The sequence below is a fragment of the Pseudoduganella dura genome, assembly GCF_009727155.1.
Classification (GTDB): Bacteria; Pseudomonadota; Gammaproteobacteria; order Burkholderiales; family Burkholderiaceae_D; genus Rugamonas; species Rugamonas dura.
On record NZ_WNWM01000002.1, the window covers coordinates 6,190,553 to 6,211,166 of the forward strand.

Annotated in this window: 12 protein-coding genes; 7 read left to right on the forward strand and 5 right to left on the reverse strand. The window is 68.1% G+C overall.

What is annotated here, in order from left to right:
- Positions 1-247 precede the first annotated feature (247 nt).
- Positions 248-7,693 carry an Ig-like domain-containing protein gene (locus GJV26_RS26880; protein WP_155711668.1) on the forward strand — a complete coding sequence of 2,482 codons (7,446 nt, stop codon included), beginning with the start codon at positions 248-250 and terminating at the stop codon, positions 7,691-7,693.
- 13 nt (positions 7,694-7,706) lie between these two features.
- Here GJV26_RS26880 and GJV26_RS26885 read toward each other — a convergent pair whose 3' ends face one another.
- The gene (locus tag GJV26_RS26885) at positions 7,707-8,717 is read right to left on the reverse strand and encodes a DMT family transporter (protein ID WP_173346359.1); all 1,011 of its coding nucleotides are present in this window, start codon (positions 8,715-8,717) and stop codon (positions 7,707-7,709) included.
- A gap of 510 nt (positions 8,718-9,227) precedes the next feature.
- Between GJV26_RS26885 and rnk the strand changes: the two genes are divergently transcribed.
- Complete coding sequence (gene rnk / locus GJV26_RS26890; RefSeq protein WP_216643172.1) at positions 9,228-9,635, forward strand: nucleoside diphosphate kinase regulator; 408 nt, start codon at positions 9,228-9,230, stop codon at positions 9,633-9,635.
- A 51-nt stretch (positions 9,636-9,686) separates the two neighbouring features.
- On the opposite strand, the gene GJV26_RS26895 is transcribed toward rnk, so the two are convergent.
- On the reverse strand, positions 9,687-10,895 hold the full coding sequence (locus GJV26_RS26895) for a helix-turn-helix domain-containing protein (protein ID WP_155711670.1): 1,209 nt from the start codon (positions 10,893-10,895) through the stop codon (positions 9,687-9,689).
- 426 nt (positions 10,896-11,321) lie between these two features.
- Between GJV26_RS26895 and GJV26_RS26900 the strand changes: the two genes are divergently transcribed.
- Complete coding sequence (locus tag GJV26_RS26900) at positions 11,322-12,599, forward strand: glycoside hydrolase family 5 protein (RefSeq protein ID WP_216643173.1); 1,278 nt, start codon at positions 11,322-11,324, stop codon at positions 12,597-12,599.
- A 48-nt stretch (positions 12,600-12,647) separates the two neighbouring features.
- Here the strand turns inward: GJV26_RS26900 and GJV26_RS26905 are convergent, their stop codons facing one another.
- Positions 12,648-12,806 carry a hypothetical protein gene (locus GJV26_RS26905; RefSeq protein ID WP_155711671.1) on the reverse strand — a complete coding sequence of 53 codons (159 nt, stop codon included), beginning with the start codon at positions 12,804-12,806 and terminating at the stop codon, positions 12,648-12,650.
- A gap of 185 nt (positions 12,807-12,991) precedes the next feature.
- Between GJV26_RS26905 and GJV26_RS26910 the strand changes: the two genes are divergently transcribed.
- Positions 12,992-13,147 carry a hypothetical protein gene (locus GJV26_RS26910; protein ID WP_155711672.1) on the forward strand — a complete coding sequence of 52 codons (156 nt, stop codon included), beginning with the start codon at positions 12,992-12,994 and terminating at the stop codon, positions 13,145-13,147.
- Positions 13,148-13,202: 55 nt separating this feature from the next.
- On the opposite strand, the gene GJV26_RS26915 is transcribed toward GJV26_RS26910, so the two are convergent.
- Entirely contained in the window at positions 13,203-13,562 is a 360-nt protein-coding gene (locus GJV26_RS26915; protein WP_155711673.1) for a hypothetical protein, read from the reverse strand.
- Positions 13,563-13,592: 30 nt separating this feature from the next.
- Positions 13,593-16,361: a glycosyl hydrolase 115 family protein gene (locus tag GJV26_RS26920; RefSeq protein WP_173346286.1), complete on the reverse strand. Its 2,769-nt coding sequence runs from the start codon at positions 16,359-16,361 to the stop codon at positions 13,593-13,595.
- A gap of 227 nt (positions 16,362-16,588) precedes the next feature.
- Between GJV26_RS26920 and GJV26_RS26925 the strand changes: the two genes are divergently transcribed.
- From GJV26_RS26925 to GJV26_RS26935, 3 genes are all read left to right on the forward strand, one after another.
- Positions 16,589-17,182, forward strand: a complete 594-nt coding sequence (locus GJV26_RS26925) for a histidine phosphatase family protein (protein ID WP_155711674.1) — start codon at positions 16,589-16,591, stop codon at positions 17,180-17,182.
- Positions 17,183-17,295: 113 nt separating this feature from the next.
- Positions 17,296-18,063 (forward strand): ThuA domain-containing protein, encoded by a 768-nt coding sequence (locus GJV26_RS26930; RefSeq protein WP_155711675.1) that lies wholly within the window; start codon positions 17,296-17,298, stop codon positions 18,061-18,063.
- Positions 18,064-18,144: 81 nt separating this feature from the next.
- Positions 18,145-20,601 carry a glycoside hydrolase family 95 protein gene (locus tag GJV26_RS26935; protein WP_216643174.1) on the forward strand — a complete coding sequence of 819 codons (2,457 nt, stop codon included), beginning with the start codon at positions 18,145-18,147 and terminating at the stop codon, positions 20,599-20,601.
- The last annotated feature ends 13 nt before the right edge of the window (positions 20,602-20,614 follow it).

A 20,614-nucleotide genomic window follows, 5' to 3' on the forward strand; every position in this document is an offset into this window, starting at 1 on the left:
TATTGGCCGGGAATAAGGTCTTATAACGAATTAAATCCTATTTTAATAGTGTAAGCATAATAATTAATGATGATTATCATGGGAAATAATCGTTATTGGGTTTGAAAAATTCTCATCGTGCACGCTTCGTCGTGTAAAGCCGACGATGTAACCAAGGTTTGATCTAATCGACATTTGGTTATTTCCTGCTGGATATAGTGTCTCTTTCCACGCGTAAATCAAAGCGCGCCATTTCAGGAGAGTAACTGTGACCAGTATCCAAGAATCGGTAGTCAATGCATGTTATCTTGTCTATTTCGGGCGTCCGGCCGATCCATCCGGCCTGGCATTCTGGGTCGAAGCACTGCGCCTCGCCAATGGCGATCCGAGGAAGACCGTCGAAGGCTTCGGTACCTGCGCCGAAGCCACCGGGCTCGTCCGTGGCAATACGCCGACAGAGATCATCGTCAATCGCATTACCGACATCTATCACAACCTGTTCAACCGCGCGCCGGACGAAGGCGGCCTGAAGTTCTGGCTCCAGGCGGTGCAGGATGGCCATACCACGTGGGATGGCGTGGCGCTGGAAATCCTGAATGCCGCGCGCGGCACCGACCTGGCCACGTCGACGCTTCGCCAGCAGGCCGCCGCCGACTTCACCCGCTCGGTCTCCGAAACCGGCATCGATTTCAGTGGCGCGTCCGCCATCGAGGCGTCCCACGCGCTGATCGCCGCCGTGACCGCTACCACGACGCAGGCCAGCCTCGCCGAAATGGTGAAGGCCGCCGGCATCCTGGTCGATAACGCGCACGACCACCCGGCAGTGACCGCCGTGCTCGGGATCGGCGGGAAGCTGACGCCGCTGTTCTCCATGGCGCGCGGCCTGAACGAAGCGGCCGACCTGCTGCAGGCACTGGCCGATATCTCGACGGTCGCGGCGGACGATCCCGCGAAGCTGGAGTCGCTGCTGCGCGGCGGCGGCATGGAAAAAGTGCTCACTGTCATGCCGGCCAAGGCCACGCTGCAGGACGTGATCGATGCGCTGGCCAAAGGCGGCTTGCCTGCGGCGGTCGAGGTGGTCTATCCCAGCACCGGTCCCGGTCCCGGCCCTGGCCCCGGGCCCGACCCCGATCCCGGCACGGATCCGGGTCCCACCTTCGTGCTCACTTTCAACGGCGGCATACTGACGATTTCCGGCAGCGACAACGGTGCCGCCGTGGTCGACCTGAGCAGCCGTGTGGTCTTGCACGGCGCCGCGTCCATCCCGGTCGGCGGCGGGGCCGGCATCACGGCCGTGGTCTGGGCGCAGTATGCCGGGCCGGTGACGCTGTCGGGCACGGTCGCGGAGATCGGCGCGGTGCTGCCGCAGTCGTCGGATGCGGCCTACCGGATCGCCGATTCGGAAAACGCGATCTTTACGGGGCCCCCGACCGCCCGCACGCTGGTGGCCGGCATTGCCGACCTCGTCGCCGGTGCCGACATGGTAACGCTGACGGGCCTGCTGTCGGCGCAGGAATTCGGCCTGCTGAGTGCACTGCCGGGCTTCGATGCCGGCAAGCTGCACGCCACCGTCGACCTCGTGGCTCCCGTGGCCGGCGTCCTGGGCTTCGGCGGGCTCGGGCTCGCCGATCCCAACGACCCGCAGGCTGTCACCAACCAGCACGGTTTCTCGCTGCAGGTCAGCGGCGCGGAGGCCGGTGCCACCGTCGGCTACCAGCTCTACGTGGACAACCAGGTCGGCTGGGTCGACCTGGCGTCGCCGAACGTGGCCGGCCTGGGCGAGGGCAGCTACACCTATCGCGCGGTCGTCGTCGACGCCGCCGGCAACGTCAGTTATACCGCCCAGGCGACGATCACCATCGATACCACCGCGCCGGTGATCATGGCGGCCGCATTCGGCGCCAACGACGGCGAACTGGCGGCGTTCGAAGCCGTCACGCTCGAAGTGTCGTTCGACAGCGTGGTGTTCGCCGACGGCGGCGTGACGCTGCAGCTCGCCAACGGCGGCAGCGCGGTATACCTGAGCGGCAGCGGCAGCAACAAACTGGTGTTTCAGTACGTGCCGGCGCCGGGGCAGAGCACCGCCACGCTGGCGCTGGCGCCCACCGGCGCCCTCGGCGGCATCATCGCCGACCGCGCCGGCAACCCGCTGTCGGCGACGGCCTTCGATGGCATCGCCGCCACCAACGCGCCGGCGGTCGATACCGACGTGCCCGTGCAGACGTTCACCTTCACCACGATCAGCCAGAGCGGCGGCGACAGCGCCAGCGTTGCCGGCACGGGTGGCCCGCTGGCCACCAACCTGATCACGGCGACCGTCAACGCGCTGCTGTCGGCAGTGCTGGGCGCCGGCGAGCATGTCGAGTACTCGGCCGACGGCGGCCAGACCTGGTCGGTGCAGGGCCTGTCGGTGGCCGGAACGGCGGTGGCGATCGGCAACGTGGCCACGGCGAGCACGCCGCTGTTGATGCTGCGCGTCGTGAACGATAACGGCAGTGCCGGCTCGGTCGCCAGCCACGCCATCGTCTTCGACACGGCGGCGCCCGATGCCGGCACGCTGTCGTTCGCCAGCGTCACCGAGGGCGCCGGCGACAGCCTGGCGGATAACGTGACCAATGCCGCTTCCGTGGCGCTTTCGTTCCAGCATGCCGGCGCCTGGCCGGCAGACGGCGAGGCGCTGCAGTACAGCACCGACGGCGTCACCTGGCACACCGCCGGCCTCACGGTCGACCAGGGTGCCGGCGCGGTCACCATCGCCGGCATCGACCTGACCCTGGGCACGCTGGACGGCAACGGCAACCGCACGACCACGGTCCAGGTGCGCGCCGTCGACTCGGCCGGCAACATCACGCCCGTCGCCAGCCAGGTGCTGGTGTACGACAACAGTGCCGGCGCCTCGCCGGTCGTCACCCTCGATAGCGACACCGGGGCCAGCGACGGCATCACCAGTGTGGGCACGTTCGGCGCAAGCGGCATCGAGGCGGGCGGCCACGTCGAATACAGCCTGACCGGCAGCGGCGGCTGGAGCACGACGGTGCCTGTGGCGGCCCAGGGCGTGAACACGATCCACGTGCGCCAGGTCGATGCCGCCGGCAACGCCAGCGGCACCACGATCCTGAGCTTCACGCTCGACTCGCTGGCACCGACGGCGCCGGGCGTTGCCCTCGCGGCGGACACGGGCGTCAGCAACGCGGACGGCATCACCAACGCGGGCCAGGTCCTGCTCAGCGGCCTGGAAACCGGCGGGGCCGGTGCCTGGCAATATTCCACCGACGGCGGCACGAACTGGCAAACGGGCGGCGCCGTGGCGGGCGACGGCACGGCCAGCGTGACCATCACGGGCGACGGCGCGCACACGGTGCTGGTGCGCCAGTACGACACGGCGGGCAATGTCAGCAACATCAGCCAGGCTACGTTCACGATCGATACGAGCGCGCCGGCGATTACGGCAATCGACTTCGGCGCCAACGACGGCCGGCTGGCGGCGTTCGAAGCCGTCACGGTGGAAGTGTCGTTCGACAGCGTGGTCTTTGCCGACGGCGGCGTGGCGCTGCAGTTCGCCAACGGCGGCAGCGCGGTGTACCTGAGCGGCAGCGGCAGCAACAAGCTGGTGTTCCAGTACGTGCCGGCGCCGGGGCAGAGTGCCGCCACGCTGGCGCTGGCGGCGAACGGCGCGCTGGCCGGCGTCATCGCCAATGTGGCCGGCAACCCGCTGGCGGCGACGGCCTTCGACGGACATCCCATCGCGAACGCGCCGGCGGTCGATACCGACACGGCGTCGCAAACGATCACCTTCACCACGATCAGCCAGAGCGGCGGCGACAGCGCCAGCGTTGCCGGCACGGGCGATCCGCTGGCCACCAACCTGGCCACGGCGACCGTCAAGGCGCTGCTGTCGGCCACGCTGGGCAGCGACGAGCATGTCGAGTACTCGGCCGACGGCGGCCAGAGCTGGTCGGTGCAAAACCTGTCGGTGGCCGGCACGGCGGTGACCATCGGGAACGTGGCCACCGCCAGCACCCCGCTGCTGATGCTGCGCATCGTCGACGATGCGGGCAATGCCGCACCGGCCACCAGCCGTGCCATCGTGCACGACACCACGGCGCCCGACGCGGGCACGCTGGTCTTCGCCGGCGTCACCCAGGGCGCCGGCGACAGCCTGGCGGATAACGTGACCAACGTCGCCGCCGCCACGCTGTCGTTCCAGCATGCAGGGGCCTGGCCGGCAGCCGGCGAAGTGCTGCAGTACAGCACCGACGGCGTCACCTGGCGCACCGCGGGCCTGGCGATCGACCAGGGCACGGGCGCGGTCACCATCGCCGGCGTCGACCTGACGCTGGGTACGCTGGACGGCAATGGCAACCGCACGACCACGGTCCAGGTGCGCGCCGTCGACGCGGCCGGCAACATCACGCCTGTCACCAGCCAGGTGCTGGTATATGACAGCAGCGCCGGCGCCGCGCCGACGGTCACGCTCGATAGCGACACCGGGGCCAGCGACGGCATCACGGGCGTGGGCACGTTCGGCGCAAGCGGCATCGAGGCGGGCGGCCACGTCGAATACAGCCTGACCGGCAGCGGCGGCTGGAGCACGACGGTGCCTGTGGCGGTCCAGGGCGTGAACACGTTCCACGTGCGCCAGGTCGATGCCGCCGGCAACGCCAGCGGCACCACGATCCTGAGCTTCACGCTCGACTCGCTGGCACCGACGGCGCCGGGCGTTGCCCTCGCGGCGGACACGGGCGTCAGCAACGCGGACGGCATCACCAACGCGGGCCAGGTCCTGCTCAGCGGCCTGGAAACCGGCGGGGCCGGTGCCTGGCAATATTCCACCGACGGCGGCACGAACTGGCAAACGGGCGGCGCCGTGGCGGGCGACGGCACGGCCAGCGTGACCATCACGGGCGACGGCGCGCACACGGTGCTGGTGCGCCAGTACGACACGGCGGGCAATGTCAGCAACATCAGCCAGGCTACGTTCACGATCGATACGAGCGCGCCGGCGGTCACGGCAATCGACTTCGGCGCCAACGACGGCCGGCTGGCGGCGTTCGAAGCCGTCACGGTGGAAGTGTCGTTCGACAGCGTGGTCTTTGCCGACGGCGGCGTGGCGCTGCAGTTCGCCAACGGCGGCAGCGCGGTGTACCTGAGCGGCAGCGGCAGCAACAAGCTGGTGTTCCAGTACGTGCCGGCGCCGGGGCAGAGTGCCGCCACGCTGGCGCTGGCGGCGAACGGCGCGCTGGCCGGCGTCATCGCCAATGTGGCCGGCAACCCGCTGGCGGCGACGGCCTTCGACGGCCATCCCGTCGCGAACGCGCCGGCGGTCGATACCGACACGGCGTCGCAAACGATCACCTTCACCACGATCAGCCAGAGCGGCGGCGACAGCGCCAGCGTTGCCGGCACGGGCGATCCGCTGGCCACCAACCTGGCCACGGCGACCGTCAAGGCGCTGCTGTCGGCCACGCTGGGCAGCGACGAGCATGTCGAGTACTCGGCCGACGGCGGCCAGAGCTGGTCGGTGCAAAACCTGTCGGTGGCCGGTACGGCGGTGACCATCGGGAACGTGGCAACCGCCAGCACCCCGCTGCTGATGCTGCGCATCGTCGACGATGCGGGCAATGCCGCACCGGCCACCAGCCGTGCCATCGTGCACGACACCACGGCGCCCGACGCGGGCACGCTGGTCTTCGCCGGCGTCACCCAGGGCGCCGGCGACAGCCAGATTGATAACGTGACCAACGTCGCCGCTGCCACGCTGTCGTTCCAGCACGCCGGCGCCTGGCCGGCAGCCGGCGAGGCGCTGCAGTACAGCACCGACGGCGTCACCTGGCGCACCGCGGGCCTGGCGATCGACCAGGGCACGGGCGCGGTCACCATCGCCGGCGTCGACCTGACGCTGGGTACGCTGGACGGCAATGGCAACCGCACGACCACGGTCCAGGTGCGCGCCGTCGACGCGGCCGGCAACATCACGCCTGTCACCAGCCAGGTGCTGGTATATGACAGCAGCGCCGGCGCCGCGCCCGGTGTCACGCTCGACACCGATACCGCCGGCGCATACGGTTCGGCCAGCGACGGCGTTACCAGCGTGGGCACGTTCACCGTCAGCGGCATCGACGCGGGCAACCATGCCGAATACAGCCTGACCGGCAGCGGCGGCTGGAGCACGACGGTGCCTGTGGCGGCTCAGGGCGCGAACACGATCCACGTGCGCCAGGTCGATGTGGCCGGCAACGCCAGCGCCGCCACGCTCCTCGGCTTCACGCTCGATACGCTGGCACCATCGGCGCCGGGCGCGGCCCTCGCGGCGGACACCGGAGACAGCAACGCGGACAACATCACCAAGAACGGCCAGGTCCGTGTCAGCGGCCTCGAAACCGGCGGCGCCAGCGCGTGGGAATACTCCGTCAATGGCGGCCTGAAATGGCAGGCCGGCGGTGCGGTGGCGGGCGACGGCACGGCCAGCGTGACGCTGACGGGCGACGGCGTGCACACGGTGCTGGTGCGCCAGCACGACACGGCGGGGAACGTGAGCGGGAACAGCACGCTGACGTTCACGCTGGATACGGAGGTACCCGAGTTCAGCTTCGACTACATCGAGGGCTCCACGGACGACCCGTACACCACCGACCTCGACGAGGCGGATGCCGTGTTCAGCTATGTCGGCGAGCTGGGCGCGACCGATGTCGTCGAGTACCAGATCGACGGCGGTGCCTGGGTCGTGCTGGATCCGGCGGCGATCGACACGGGCGCGCACACGATCACGCTGGCCAACATCGACCTGTCGTATGGCGCGGCGGACCTTGCTGTCCGCGTCACCGACGTTGCCGGCAACACCAGCGCGCTGCCGCCTGTCACTGTCCTGCAGCCATACTTCGACCCGGTGCTGGAAACGTCACCGAGTTCCACCGGTTTGACGGTCACCAGCCCGCTCGCCGGGGCCCTCAGCCTGCTGAACGAGTCCAGCGTGCTGCGGGCGGTACGTACATCCGGCGGGAGCACGACGATCGGCGCCGAAACGCCGGTGGTCCTCGGCGCGCAGACAGCAATGGAACACGGCCTGCTGCGCGTCACGACGGACGAGCATGGCGACCTGCGAAGCGAGGACGACCTCACGTACTGGCTCGGCACGAACGGAGCGGACACGATCGCCCCCGTCACCACGGCCGGCATCCAAGCCTGGGGCTTCGGCGGCATCGATGTGATGAACGGCGGCGATGCCAGCGACACGCTGTATGGCGGCGCCCAGAACGACAAGCTGAATGGCGGCCACGGCTCGAACACGCTGATCGGCGGCGCGGGAGCGGATCTCATCGACATCGTCAAAGGCGAAAACAGGCTGCTATATGCCAACGGCGAATCGACGGTGGGCAGCTACGACACCGTGACCTTCGCCGGCGCGGGGGCCAACGTTCTAGCGCAGTCGTTCAAGTTCGGGGTCACGCCGACCAAGCTGTTCAACGTGACCGATGCGGCGAATCCGGCCACCACATCGGCCGCATCGCTGGCTGCCGCGCTGGACGCAGCATACCTGGCCGCAAGTGGTGGCAGCGGCGCGGCGGGCGTGGTCCGGTTCGTCAATGGCGACACCTTCCTGGTGTGCGACACGGGCAACGGCGCCATCGACAACGGCGACTATGTCGTCAAGCTGGTCGGCCACCTGTACACGCCGACCCTCACGGGAGGCGAAATCGTGTTCGCCTCGGCGTGAAGGCGCTGCCGCTTCAGGACTGGCCGGGCCGCGCCGTAGCGGGTGCCGCCGGCCGTCCGGCCGGACCGGCGGCCGTGCCGGCGCGGGCCCGCGGAACGCGCGTCACCAGCCAGATCCCGCCGCACACCAGCAGCAATGCGGCGAGGTTCTTCCATTCCAGGATGCTCTCGTCTAGGAACAGCGCCGACAGCCCGGCGCCGAATACCGGTATCAGGAAGGCGAACACGCTGACCGTGCCGACCGTGTTGTACTTGAGCAGCAGGCTCCACAGCGTGAACGCGGTCGCCGACAGCAGCGCCAGATAAACCAGCAGCACGGCCGGCATGAGCGTCATGTTGCCGACCGTGCCGCCGGCCGCATAGCCGCCCGCCAGCAGCGCCAGGCCGCCGATGGCCAGCTGCCAGCCGGTCATCACCATCGCATCCATGCCGCCGGACACGCCCTTGCCGTAGATCGACGCGGCGGACAGCACGAACGCGGCCATCACGATGAAGCCTTCGCCGTGCAGCGTGAAGGCGACGGCGAACGGCCCCGCGCCCACATTCACCGCCAGCACGCCGGCGAAGCCCAGCAGGCAGCCGGCCGCCTTGCGCGGCGACAGCCTGTCGTTGCGGTAGATGAAGTGCGCCAGCAGCACGCTGAAGAAGGTGGTGGTGGCGTTCAGGATCGACGCCTGCACGCCGGTCGTGTAGGCCAGGCCGATGTAGAAGAACACGTACTGCAGGCCGGTCTGCGCCAGGCCCAGCACGGCCAGCTGGCGCACCTGGCGCCCGTCCAGGCGGAAGGCCGGCTTGCGCAGCACGATCGCCAGCGCCAGCAGGCACAGGCCGGCGAGCAGGAAGCGCCAGCCGGCGAAAATGAGTTTCGACGCCACGTCGTGCTGCGCGATGCCCAGCAGTTCATAGCCGCTCTTGATCGACGGGTACGAACTGCCCCACAGCAGGCAGCACAGCGTCGCCACCGCCAATACGACCCTCGGTCGGGAAAAGAACGGGCGGGTGTCGGCGGGCAGGTCTGGCGTCATCATGAGGGCGAAGTCATCGGCAAAACACGTGATGATACGGGACATTCGCGACGCCCGCAGGGGCGTCATGCCCGGCGCGGCGCGCAGGCGTGTGTATAATCGGGCAAGAAGCGGCCATCCATGCCGGACGGCCCGAACCCAAGATGACCAGGATTCCACCAACCCACGGCCGGCCAGGCCGTCGTTCCGCAACCGGTTCGCCCCTGAACGAGGGAGGGTTCGTCTTGCGCTTCGCTTTGCGCTGTGGCTTGCGTTTCATCCTGCCCGCGGCCGCCATGACGGCAGTCATCCGCATGGCACCCCTGTCGTTGCCCCTGCCTGCGCCGGTCCCGGCGCCGTACTCCCCCGACACTGCCCGGCTCTTCCGGGCTCGGTGAGGAACTCCCAGCCGGCCGAAGGCCAGCCTGGCCTCCCGAGCCACTTCACTGCAGCGAACGCCGCCCGTCGACCCGGGCGCGCCCCTTTCATCCGGCTCGACCGAACGGTCGGGCCAATACCGCAGAGTTGATCATGAAACCGAAAATCGTCGTATCGTCGCTGGACATGGACCGGCTGGAAGCGCTGCTCGACGCGCTGCCCGCCGCGCAGGCACAGGCGCAGCAGGCCCTGTTCGAGGAACTGTCGCGCGCCGAGGTGGTGGAGCCGGAAGACATGCCGCCGGATATCGTCACCATGAATTCGCGCGTGCGCTTCGTGATCGACAACGCCGCCGAAGAGTTCGACCTGTCGCTGGCCTATCCGAAGGACATGGACGGCAGTGCAGACAAGCTGTCGATCATGACCCCGGTGGGCAACGCGCTGCTGGGATTGAAGGTCGGCGACAGCATCGAGTGGCATCGGCCGGATGGCGCGACGTTCGAAGTGGCGGTGCGCGCCATCGAGTGGCAGCCCGAACGGGCCGGCGAGCTGCATCGCTGACGCGGGCCCGGCAGCCGGCAGCCGGGTTGCGGCCGTTCGCGCCGGGATTCGCTACGCATCGCGCGCCGGCTGCCCTCCCTGCACCAGCCCCGGATCTTCATTGCGCGCGTTCCGGAACGCCTTCGGCGTGCAGCCGTATGTTTCCTTGAACAACCTGTTGAAGTACGACACATTGTTGTAGCCGACCGAATAGGCGATCTGCGCGACCGTGGCCCCGCTTTGTTCCGCCAGCAGCCTGGCCGCCTCGGCCAGCCTGAGCTTGTTCAGGCAAGCCACGAAGGTCTGGCCGAGCTCAGCCTTGAGGATGTCGTTGATCTTGTTCCGGTTGACGCCGGTTTCGGCAGCCATCGTCTCCAGGTCCAGATCGCTGTCGCTGTACCGCGTGGCGAGAAAGTGCAGCACCGCGGCCTTTTCCCTGTCCTTGTGGGCATCCACCGAAACTTGCCGATACGCGATCGATGGCCGTTCATTCCTGGCCTGTATCCCGATCGCGGCCTGCGCCCCGATGACGGCCACGAGGGCACGTGCATGCGCGCGAAACGCCGCGAAAAGAAATCCGCTCCACACCATCACCAGCAACGCCGCCAGCAGGACCCGGTAACGGTCGTCGCGACCGGCAACCGTCAGGTCGCTGATTTCCAGCGTCGAATCGGTATCGAAAGGGCTGCGCGAGCTGGTGCCGAAGGCGATCTTGGGAACCTGGTCGAGCGTGTAGGCATGCTCGGCCGGATTCAGCCGGAAAAGATCGAACCACCAGCGGTCCGTTTCAAGGCGGGTCAGATCGATGCTGACCAGCGACTTTTCGATGCCGCAGGTGAAATGGGTGGACGGCGTGCGATAGCTTATCAGGTCGCCGCGTTTCGATACCTTGGCGTCGAAAGTCGGAATGCTCAGGATCAGCGTGTTCGCCGGACTGCATCGCGCGAAAAACGACAACGTCGTGTACCGGGAGATATCCAGATGCGCAGCCTGTCCGTCGCTCCCGGCGAAATGGACTTCCGCCGCTGCGAATGGGCGCTCGGCAACGGGGGAAAGACGGAATCGGGCCGATATGTCAGTGGTACCCGTAATGGACATCGCGGAACCGCCGCCGGATACGTTGTCCGAATAGGTATGCAGGCGGACCCGCAGCGAATCGCCCGCCGGCGGCAGCAACGACATGCGAGTACGGCCGGCACCGAGGCACAGGAAAGACAGGGCGATGCTGGCCGCCAGGACAGCGACGAAGGCCGCCAATAACTTGCAATGGAATTTATGCATGGGGGTGCCGGAAGACGAGATTCGATCCTGTCGCCGCGCTCGTTCCGTCCGCCGCCGGCCATTCTGGCCGAGGACGGCCGCGCAGTATCAGCCGCCGCAAGTCTTGCACATGTGCCGCCATTTCCCAAGTGAAAATTGGCAGGAATATATTCACGTCGCCGCTTCCCGCGTGAGGCGGCGCCGGCGGCAGGAAATAGTTGCAGAGATGCATTTTCGTGGTCGCCGGACGCATGCGTTTCGATACTCTTGCCGCAAACAATGCAAATAACTGCACTGTGCAAGGAAAAGTTTTCGCAGTGTCGCCCCGCGTGGCGCGGTCGGACTAGGGTACGGACGGGCACTGCCTGCCAGCGGCATCTCCGGGGAAAACCGGCGATGTCCGCGATCGCAGGCGTTCATCCCGACCATACCAACAGGAGACAGACAATGAAAAGATTTGCATGCCACGCCCTGGGAATCATTCTCGCGATGGGAATGGCCGCCTGCGGCGGCGGCCAGCCTTCGGAAACCGGCGCCGCCACGACCGCCTCGTCCGGAGCGGTGACCGCCGCCGCGCCTGCGGTCACCGCTGCCGCCGCCATCAGGCTCGGTAAATACCCGGACTATAATCCGGATCCGCTTCCTCCCGACACCGCGGGAGTTCAGCGCAATGCCAGCGAGCTGGCCGCCGGGATCAGGATCGGCTGGAATATCGGCAATACGCTGGAGGCGATCGGCGGCGAAACGAACTGGGGAAATCCGAAAATCAGTCGCGACCTGATACGCCTGGTGAAGCAAAGCGGATTCAACGCGATCCGCCTGCCCACGTCATGGGATCAGTATGCCGATCCGCAAACGGGGAAAATCAGCGACGCATGGCTGAACAGGGTAAAGGAAGTGGTGCAATATTGCGTCGACAACGACATGTATGTCATCGTCAATATCCACTGGGACGGCGGATGGCTCGAGAACAATGTGGATCTCGCCCGCAAGAGCGCGGTCATTGCAAAGCAGAAAGCCTACTGGCAGCAGATCGCCACCGCATTGCGCGATTTCGACGAGCATCTGCTGTTCGCCGGCGCCAACGAACCGGACGTGGCCGATGCGAAGGAAATGGAAATCCTGATGGGTTATCACCAGACGTTCGTCGATACGGTGCGCGCCACCGGCGGCAGGAACGCCTATCGCGTGCTGGTCGTGCAGGGACCGAAAACCGATATCGGCAGGACCAACTCGCTGATGTGGCGGCTCCCTGCCGACACGGTACCCGGCCGCCTGATGGTCGAAGTGCACTTCTACGACCCCTACAATTTCACGCTGATGCAGCAGGATGAATGGTGGGGCAACCAGTTCTACTACTGGGGCAACGGCTATCATTCCACGACCGACACGGCGCACAATGCCACGTGGGGCGAAGAGGCACAGCTCGGCAGTAACTTCGCGCTGATGAAGCAGAAATTCGTCGACAGGGGCGTGCCGGTGGTGCTGGGAGAATTCGCCGCGATGAAGCGTTCCGGCCTGGCGGGCGACGACCTGTCGCTGCACCTCGCATCGCGCGCCTATTATCACAACTTCGTGGTCAGGACGGCGATCGCCAACGGCATGCTGCCGTTCTTCTGGGATACCGGGGCGCAGGACGCCAATGCGTCGGGCATCTTCGACCGCAATACCAACACGGTACGCGACCGGCAGCTGCTGGACGCGCTGGTGGGCGGCGCCCGGTGACCTGGACGCCCGGCCGTGCGCGTGGCATGACCGGGCCCGCGGTCTCGCCTATTCGAACTTGAACGCCAGCGTGCCGAGCGTGGCACCGAGGGCCACGATCAGGCTGATCTGTTTTCGCAGGCGCCTGCGCCGCGCGATCAATTCATTGGTCGAGCGAAAGCTGAGCCGGCGCCGTTCGCGAAGTACTTGCTTGCTTCTGATTTTCATGGGTTCCACCAGATAGTTGTCCCGAAGGCGGGGACGTGTCATGCAGGGCCTGCCGGCATGCGCAAGCGCGCGGCGGCAGGCATCGGGCGATCTTCGTGGAGAGCTCGGCAGACGGAAGGAGACCGTTGCCGAGCCTAATGAAGCCGGGCAAGGCTGCGTGACATGGCAAAGGCCATGCCACCCGTATGAAGAAGCGCGACTGCATGGCGGGCACACGTTTTCCTGCCGGATACGGCAACGTGGCCAACTCGACGAGCGAAAAGCACATCGTCCATCATGCGATCACCAGGAACAAGAAGGGGCAACAGGCGGAAGCGGGCTGGCTGAACAGCACCGGGTAAGGCGATTATAGCCCGGTTCCGCGAGCCCGGCGGGGTGCCGAGCCGCGCGCCGTCGTCACTCCGTCGCATCCGTGCCAGCCGCTCCGCTGGCGACGAGTGCCGTGTACCAGTCGGCGTACGGGGTATTGCGCACCATCCGCCGGTTGTAGTCCTGCGCGCCGTCGGTCCACCACACCGGTCCGCGCTCGCCGAGCGCGCGCTTTGCCGTATCGACCGCCGCGCGGGCGCTGCGTTCCGCCTGGGCGTCGGCGGCCTTTCTGGCGGCGCCCACCTGGCGGCGCGCGTGCATCAGCCGGTCGACGAGTTCCTGCCGCACCTCGGGGGGCAGGGCCGGATTGCTCGTGCGCCAGAGCCGGCCGGATACGACGAAGTATCTTCCGTCCGGCGTGCCGGGGTATTTGTCAGGGGCTGGCATGCGCCGAATATACCCGACAAAGGCGATGTTTCAACGCGCGGTTGCCGTCGGCGCCGCGCCGTAGTACACCGGTGCGCCATCGAACACCACCTCGATCCGGTCCAGCACGAAGCCCGGGTCCAGCGCATGCACGCGCAGCCGGTGCGCGCCCGGTTGCAGCGCCGCCAGCGGCAGCGTGCGCACGGCCGTATTGGACAGCACGTTCCGCTTCCACTCGTCGCTGCGGCCGACGGTGGCGAAATCCAGCGTCACGGGCGCCGCGCCATCGAGCGAGACGGCGATGCGCAGCTTGCTGGCCGGCGTCAGCGCATGCACCGGCACGCCAACGATCTTCAGCCGGGCCTCGGCCTTCGTGTGGCTGTGGAACGCGTATTCCAGCGCGGGCGCGCCGGCCGGGTCGTCGCGCGAGGGCAACCCCAGGTCGGCGCGCTGCGCGGTGCCCTGGCTGCCCAGTTCCACCTCGGTCCAGCCCGGTGCCGAGGCGGCGGCCGCCGGCAGCGTGACGATCCTCTCCCGTTCGGTCGTGGTGTCGGCGCCCGGCGCCAACGCCACCGGGGCGGCAAGAGGCCTGTCGCCGCAGCCGATCTGCAGGCCGCCTGTTTCGCCCTTGCCGTCGTAGGTGACGGCGATGCGCTGCTCGTAGCCGTTGCCGGCATCGAGCGTGCCGTTGGCGTGCGACAGCCGCAGGCCGGCCGGCACCTTGTCCGCCGACCAGCGCAGCGGCGCGGCCGCGTACTGGATCACCGTCAGCGTCTTCGTTTCCGGCACGCCGCGCGTGAACGACAGCGCGCCACCCTGCGCCGACAGCGGGGTGGGGAAGGCGAGGCCGCAACCGGTGCGCGGCGACGGGCCGTACGACGGGAACACCGGCTCGGCGAACACGGGCAGGCGGCGCGGGGCGGCGTCCATCATGCCGCGCCACTTGCCGCCCGCCAGTGCGTTGTACTGCGCGGTATCGGCGGCGATCGCGTCCTGCGCCGTCCGCGCCGCTTTCGCATAGTGCCCCGCCGATGGCCGGCCCATGCGTGCATACTGCGCGGCCAGGTCCAGCTTCAGGATGCGCGCGTTCAGGCTGGCGCTGGCACGCACCGGGTACAGCACCAGCTGGAAGAAGGCGTCCTTGCGGTCGGCCGGCAGCGCCGCGCCGATCGCCTGGGCGCGCAGCGCCAGGGCTTCGTAGCGCGCCAGCCGCAGCTCCGCTTCCTCGCCGCCCGATTGCAGGTAATCGCCCTGGCGCACCGGCGTCGTCGGCTCGGTCTGCGAAAAGCCCATGTATTCGGGTTTGCGCTCCCACGCCAGCGCGTAATACTCGCGCAGGATGTCGGCGATGGCGCCCGCCTGCGCGGCGCCGAACTGCGCCGCGAACCACGCCTGCATGTGCGCGGCGGCGGGGCGGTCCAGCTCGCGCTTGTCGAAGGCGGCGTCGAGGAAATACTGGGTCAGGTATTCGCCCGGCTTGATGTCGCCCACGTTCGCCACCCAGACGCGGTCCGTTCCGGTGGCGACGGCGCGCTGCAGCTGGTCGCGCACCAGCCCGGGCGGCGTGGTGGCCAGCCACAGGTAATCGTGCGGCCGGCCCCAGTAGGAGATGTGGTAGTACAGGCCGGTGCCGCCGCCGCGCGCCGCTTCCTTCGGATTGCTGAGCTGGTGCAGGTAGCCGTAGTTGTCGTCCGGCCAGATCAGCGTGATGTCGTCCGGCACCTGCAGGCCGCTGTTGTAGATGTCGAGGACTTCCTTGTACACCGTCAGCGCCTGCGGAATGCGCGGCAGGGGCTTGCGGTGAGCGGTTGCCAGCAGGCCGCGCTGCAAGGCGATGGCATCGGCGACGCCGCCGCGGGCCTCGTCGATGGTGCTGGCGCCTTCCATCGCCGAATCGTGCACGCCCCGGATGCCCATCGAGTAGAAGGCCTCGGCGCCCCTGGTTTCGTCGACGCGGGTTTTCCAGTAGCGCGCGATCGCGTCGCGGTTGGTGAAGAAGTTGAAGTCGCCGTCGCTCTTTTTCCATTCGCGCACGTTATTGCGCATCATCGGCTCCGCGTGCGAGGTGCCAACGACGATCGCGTAGTCCTTCGCCACCTGCGCGTTGCCGGGAACCTGGTAGAACGGTTTCGTGGAATCGTGCATCGCGGGCCACAGCAGGTTGGCCTTCAGGCGCCACATCAGCTCGAAGATGCGCGCATAGGTGGCCGGGCCGATATCGCCGGCCGGGTCGAACGTCTTTGCCGCCCATGGCTGCAGGCCCCAGTCCTCGTCGTTCAGGAAGATCCCGCGATAGCGCACGGATGGGGCATCCGACAGGATTTTTTCGCCGCGCACCGCGACACGCGCGCGCACCGCCGGCGTCACGTCGGCCCACCATTCCCATGCCGAGACGCCCAGTTCCCGCGTCAGGTCGACCGTGCCGAACACGGCGCCGCGCGTATCGGAGCCGGCGATGACCAGCAGCCGCGTGCCCGGCCTGGCGCGCGAAGCGATGCCCACGCGCTGGTACCGTTCCCACTGGCCGGCCAGCGCGGAAAAATCGAGGCCCTCGGCTTTGGCGATGTCGCGCAGCAGCGGCGCGTCGTGCCGGCCGATGACGACGCAGACTTCGCGGCAGTCGGCCAGTTTCGCCGCGCGCCCGGCTTTTTCACCGCTCACGGCGCCAAGGTCGCGCCGCAGCAGGTCGCCGGCGATGCGCATCGTCGCGCTGTCCTCCACCACCACGGCCGCATGCTTCAGGTCGAAATCGGCGGCATGGACATTGGCCCCTAACAGCAATGAAATGCCCAGCGCAAGGCGGCTTTGATGGAAGATCATGAATGGTCGGCGAAGTTGATCAGTGAAGTTGCCCGGAGAAGTTGCCCGGCGGAGTTGGCCAGATGTAAAGCACTAATATATTACGCTGTGCAGGCTATCAAAATCCTTGTCCATCGCTCATCATGATGAGTGGATCATCCAGCCGAGGAACCCGGGAACGGGGGTCGGTTTTTTCACGGCAATTTTCTGCCGGCGCCCGGCCGATATCCCGGGTCGAAGGAGCTGTCATGTCACATTCCATCCTGCGCTCGCTCGCCATCGGCCTGCTTGCAACGGCCGCGCTGCACGGGCCCGCCGCCGCGGCGGACGAAGCCCGCCTTTGGCAGCGGCTGAAGGCCGGCGGGCATGTCGTGGTGATGCGCCACGCCGCCACCACGCCCGGCGTCGGCGATCCGCCCGGCTTCAGGCTGGGCGACTGCGCGACACAGCGTAACCTGTCCCCGGGCGGCCGTGACGATGCGAAGGCGGCCGGCGCCGCGTTCACCCGGAACGGAGTGCTGGTCGGCCGGGTACTGACCAGCCGCTGGTGCCGCTGCGCCGATACCGCCGACCTGGCGTTCGGCCGCGCCGAGCCGGCGGAAATGCTCGATTCGATGTGGCAGCAGGATGACGCCGAGCGCAACCGCAAAGTGGCCGCCGTTCGCAGGCATACCGCCACGTACAGCGAGCCGGGCAACCTGGTGCTGGTGACCCATGACGTGAACATCCGCGCGCTGACCGGCAAGAGCGTGGCGCAGGGCGAGATGGTGGTGGCGAAAGCGAGCGCCGACGGCAGCCTGGAGGTGCTGGGCACGCTGGGCGTGCCGAAGCCGGCGCGGTGAGCGCCCGATGGGGACCGATGCGGGCCGATGCGGACCTCCCCGCAACGGGCACGCCTTTCCGAAAGAAATTTGCTTTATGCTACGGCTCGTTCTTCACTCACCGATGAGCCGACATGCGCCTGTTCCTCCGCTGCCTCCTTTGCTGCCTTGCCTTCTGCAACCTGGCCCGGGCCGATCCCCAGTTCAAGCTGCTGGTCCTGGCCGCGCCGAACAAGTACCACTACGAATACATCCCCGTTGCGCGCGAAGGCTTCGAGCGGCTCGGCAAGCTGCATGCGTTCGAGATGACCTATGCGACCGGGTTGTGGGCGCTGGACGGCGACCTGAAACAGTATGCCGCCATCGTGCTGCTCAATACTTCCGGCGAGGAATTCAGCGACGCGCAGCGCAGGAAATTCGAGGATTACGTGAACGGCGGCGGCAATGTCGCCGTGGTGCACCGCGCGATTATCATCCCGCCCGGCAAATGGCCGTGGTACGAAAAGCTGGTGGGCCGCTCTTTCACGATCCATCCGATGATGCAGACCGCCGTCGTGCGCACCGTCGATGCGGGATTTCCGGCCACGTTCGGCGTTCCCGCGCGCTGGATCTGGAGCGACGAGTGGTACGAGCTCGCGAACCCGCACGACGTGGCGATCCGGCCGGTTCTGAACGTGGATGAACGCACGTACGACCCGGGCCGGATCTGGCCCGGCCAGGTGGCGAAGGGCATGGGCGCCGACCACCCGGTCAGCTGGTACCACAGCGTGGGCAGGGCGCGCGTGTTCGTCACGGCGCTGGGGCACGACGTGAACATGTACCGCGACCGCCATTACCTGGACCACCTGTACGGCGGCATCTGGTGGGCGGCGACCGGCAGGGGCGTCGCCGAATCCCGATAAAACGCTATCGGCGTTGGTGAAAAAAGCGCTTGGTCCCGCACTGGCTCCTCCGGTAAATTGGCCTGACCAAATGGAGGGGACATGACAACGACAAGACATATCGATGGCCGCCGCCGCGGGTTCCTCGTATCCGCGGGCCTGGCGATGGCCTGGCCGGCGCTGGCCGGCGCCACGGTGGTGGCCGAGCAACGGGGCAGCCGCGAAGACCTGAGCCTGTGGTACGACAGGGCCGCCGGCCCGTGGGTCGAGGCGCTGCCGGTCGGTAACGGCCGGCTGGGGGCCATGGTGTTCGGCCGCGTGGCGCAGGAGCGCATACAGCTGAACGAGGACACGCTGTTCGCCGGCGGCCCGTACGACCCGAACAACCCCGGCGCGCTGGAGGCGCTGCCGCGAGTACGCGCGCTGGTGGCCGCCGGCAAGTTCGAGGAGGCGGCAGCCCTGGCATCGGCCGGCATGATGGCCAGGCCGCTGCGGCAGATGCCGTATGGCGCCGCCGGCGACCTGCTGATCGATATCGCCGGCACCGCGGCCGCCACCGACTACCGCCGCACGCTGGACTTGGACACGGCCGTGGTCACGACCCGGTTCGCGAGCGGGGCCACCCGGCACGTGCGCGAGACGTTCGCCAGCGCGCCGGACGACGTGATCGTCGTGCGCCTGGCCGCCGAAGGGGATGGCCGGCTGGACATCGATCTCGGGTACCGGCACCCCGGCAACGTGAAGTACGGCGAACGCAGCCCCGAAGGCGCGGCCTGGGATCGGCGCGAATCGACGGATGCCGGCAGCCGGCCCGCCACGCTGTCGGTCCGGGCCGACGGCGCGGCCGCGCTGCTGGTCGAGGGCCGCAACGTGGCGGCGCACGGCATCGAGGCAGCGCTGCGCTACGCGGTGCGGGTGCAGGCCGCCAGCGACGGCAGCGTGACCGTCGACGGCGACCGGTTGCGGGTGCGCGGCGCGCGCGTAGTGACGCTGGTGATCGCCGTTGCCACGAGCTACGTGAATTTCCGCGATGTCGGCGGCGATCCCCTGGCCGCCGTGCGCGCCCGCAGCACGGCGGCGGCGGGCAAGCCCTACGCGCGCCTGCGCGCCGACCACGTGGCCGCGCACCGGGCACTGTTCCGGCGCCTGTCGCTGCGCCTCGGCACCCCGGATGCCGCCGCCACGCCGACCGACCGGCGCATCGCCGCTGCGGAAACGGCGCCCGAGCCGGGGCTCGCGGCGCTGTACGTGCAGTACGCGCGCTACCTGCTGATCTCGTCGTCGCGGCCGGGCAGCCAGCCGGCCAACCTGCAGGGCGTGTGGAACGAGGGGACCAACCCGCCGTGGGGTTCGAAATACACGATCAACATCAACACGCAGATGAACTACTGGCCGGCCGATCCCGCCAACCTGGGCGAATGCACGGAGCCGGTGCTGCGGATGGTGGAAGACCTGGCGATCACGGGCGCCGTCACGGCGCGGCAGGGCTACGGCGCGCGCGGCTGGGTGACCCACCACAACACCGACCTGTGGCGCGCCACCGCGCCGATCGACGGCCCGAACTGGGGCCTGTGGCCATGCGGCGGCGCCTGGCTGTGCAAGACGCTGTGGGATCATTACGAATACCATCCGGGTGGCGAGGAAGGGCAGGCATACCTGCGGCGCATCTGGCCGCTGCTGAAAGGCGCGTCGCTGTTTTTCGCCGACACGCTGGTCGAGGACCCGGGCGGACGCGGGCTCGTCACGTCGCCATCGGTCTCGCCGGAAAACAGGCACCCGTTCGGCGCCGCCGTATGCGCCGGGCCGGCGATGGACCGCCAGATCGTGCGCGACCTGTTCGGCTGGACGCTGGCCGCGCACCGGCTGCTGGGCGAACCCGATGCCGCATTGGCACGCGAACTTGCCGACAAGCGTGCGCGCCTCGCGCCGGATCGCGTGGGCGCCCACGGCCAGCTGCAGGAATGGCTGGAAGACTGGGATGCGCAGGCGCCCGAACAGGACCACCGGCACGTGTCGCACCTGTACGGCATCTATCCCGGCGACCAGATCAACGTACGCGATACGCCGGCCCTGGTGGCGGGCGCGAAGGTCACGCTGAACACCCGTGGCGACAAGTCCACCGGCTGGGCCACCGCATGGCGCCTGGCCCTGTGGGCCCGGATGGGCGACGGCGACCGAGCGCACGCGATCCTGCTGGGCTTGCTGGGCCCCGAACGCACTTACCCGAACATGTTCGACGCGCATCCGCCGTTCCAGATCGACGGCAACTTCGGCGGTGCCGCCGGCGTGCTGGAGATGATCGTGCAGTCGTGGGGCGGCGAAATCCGGTTGTTGCCGGCCCTGCCGAAAGCCTGGCCGGACGGCGCGCTGCACGGCGTGCGGGCGCGGGGCGGCGTGGCGCTGGATATCGCGTGGCAAGGCGGACGGCTGCGCTCGGTCGCGCTGCGCGGGCAACCGGGCGCGAAAGTGGCGCTGCGCCTGGGCGAGCGGCTGGTCGATGCCGCGCTCGACGGGGCAGGGCGGGCCCGGTTCGATGACGGGCTGCGCAGGCAAGGCTGACCACGGGCCGGGC

What these genes read in the sequence shown, in the direction of transcription:
- GJV26_RS26930 (WP_155711675.1), top strand. Translation starts at nt 17,296, where the DNA reads ATGCGCCTGTTCCTCCGCTGCCTCCTTTGCTGCCTTGCCTTCTGCAAC.
- GJV26_RS26915 (WP_155711673.1), bottom strand. Translation starts at nt 13,562, where the DNA reads ATGCCAGCCCCTGACAAATACCCCGGCACGCCGGACGGAAGATACTTC.
- GJV26_RS26900 (WP_216643173.1), top strand. Translation starts at nt 11,322, where the DNA reads ATGAAAAGATTTGCATGCCACGCCCTGGGAATCATTCTCGCGATGGGA.
- GJV26_RS26895 (WP_155711670.1), bottom strand. Translation starts at nt 10,895, where the DNA reads ATGCATAAATTCCATTGCAAGTTATTGGCGGCCTTCGTCGCTGTCCTG.
- GJV26_RS26885 (WP_173346359.1), bottom strand. Translation starts at nt 8,717, where the DNA reads ATGACGCCAGACCTGCCCGCCGACACCCGCCCGTTCTTTTCCCGACCG.
- GJV26_RS26925 (WP_155711674.1), top strand. Translation starts at nt 16,589, where the DNA reads ATGTCACATTCCATCCTGCGCTCGCTCGCCATCGGCCTGCTTGCAACG.
- GJV26_RS26935 (WP_216643174.1), top strand. Translation starts at nt 18,145, where the DNA reads ATGACAACGACAAGACATATCGATGGCCGCCGCCGCGGGTTCCTCGTA.
- GJV26_RS26905 (WP_155711671.1), bottom strand. Translation starts at nt 12,806, where the DNA reads ATGAAAATCAGAAGCAAGCAAGTACTTCGCGAACGGCGCCGGCTCAGC.
- GJV26_RS26910 (WP_155711672.1), top strand. Translation starts at nt 12,992, where the DNA reads ATGAAGAAGCGCGACTGCATGGCGGGCACACGTTTTCCTGCCGGATAC.
- GJV26_RS26920 (WP_173346286.1), bottom strand. Translation starts at nt 16,361, where the DNA reads ATGATCTTCCATCAAAGCCGCCTTGCGCTGGGCATTTCATTGCTGTTA.
- rnk (WP_216643172.1), top strand. Translation starts at nt 9,228, where the DNA reads ATGAAACCGAAAATCGTCGTATCGTCGCTGGACATGGACCGGCTGGAA.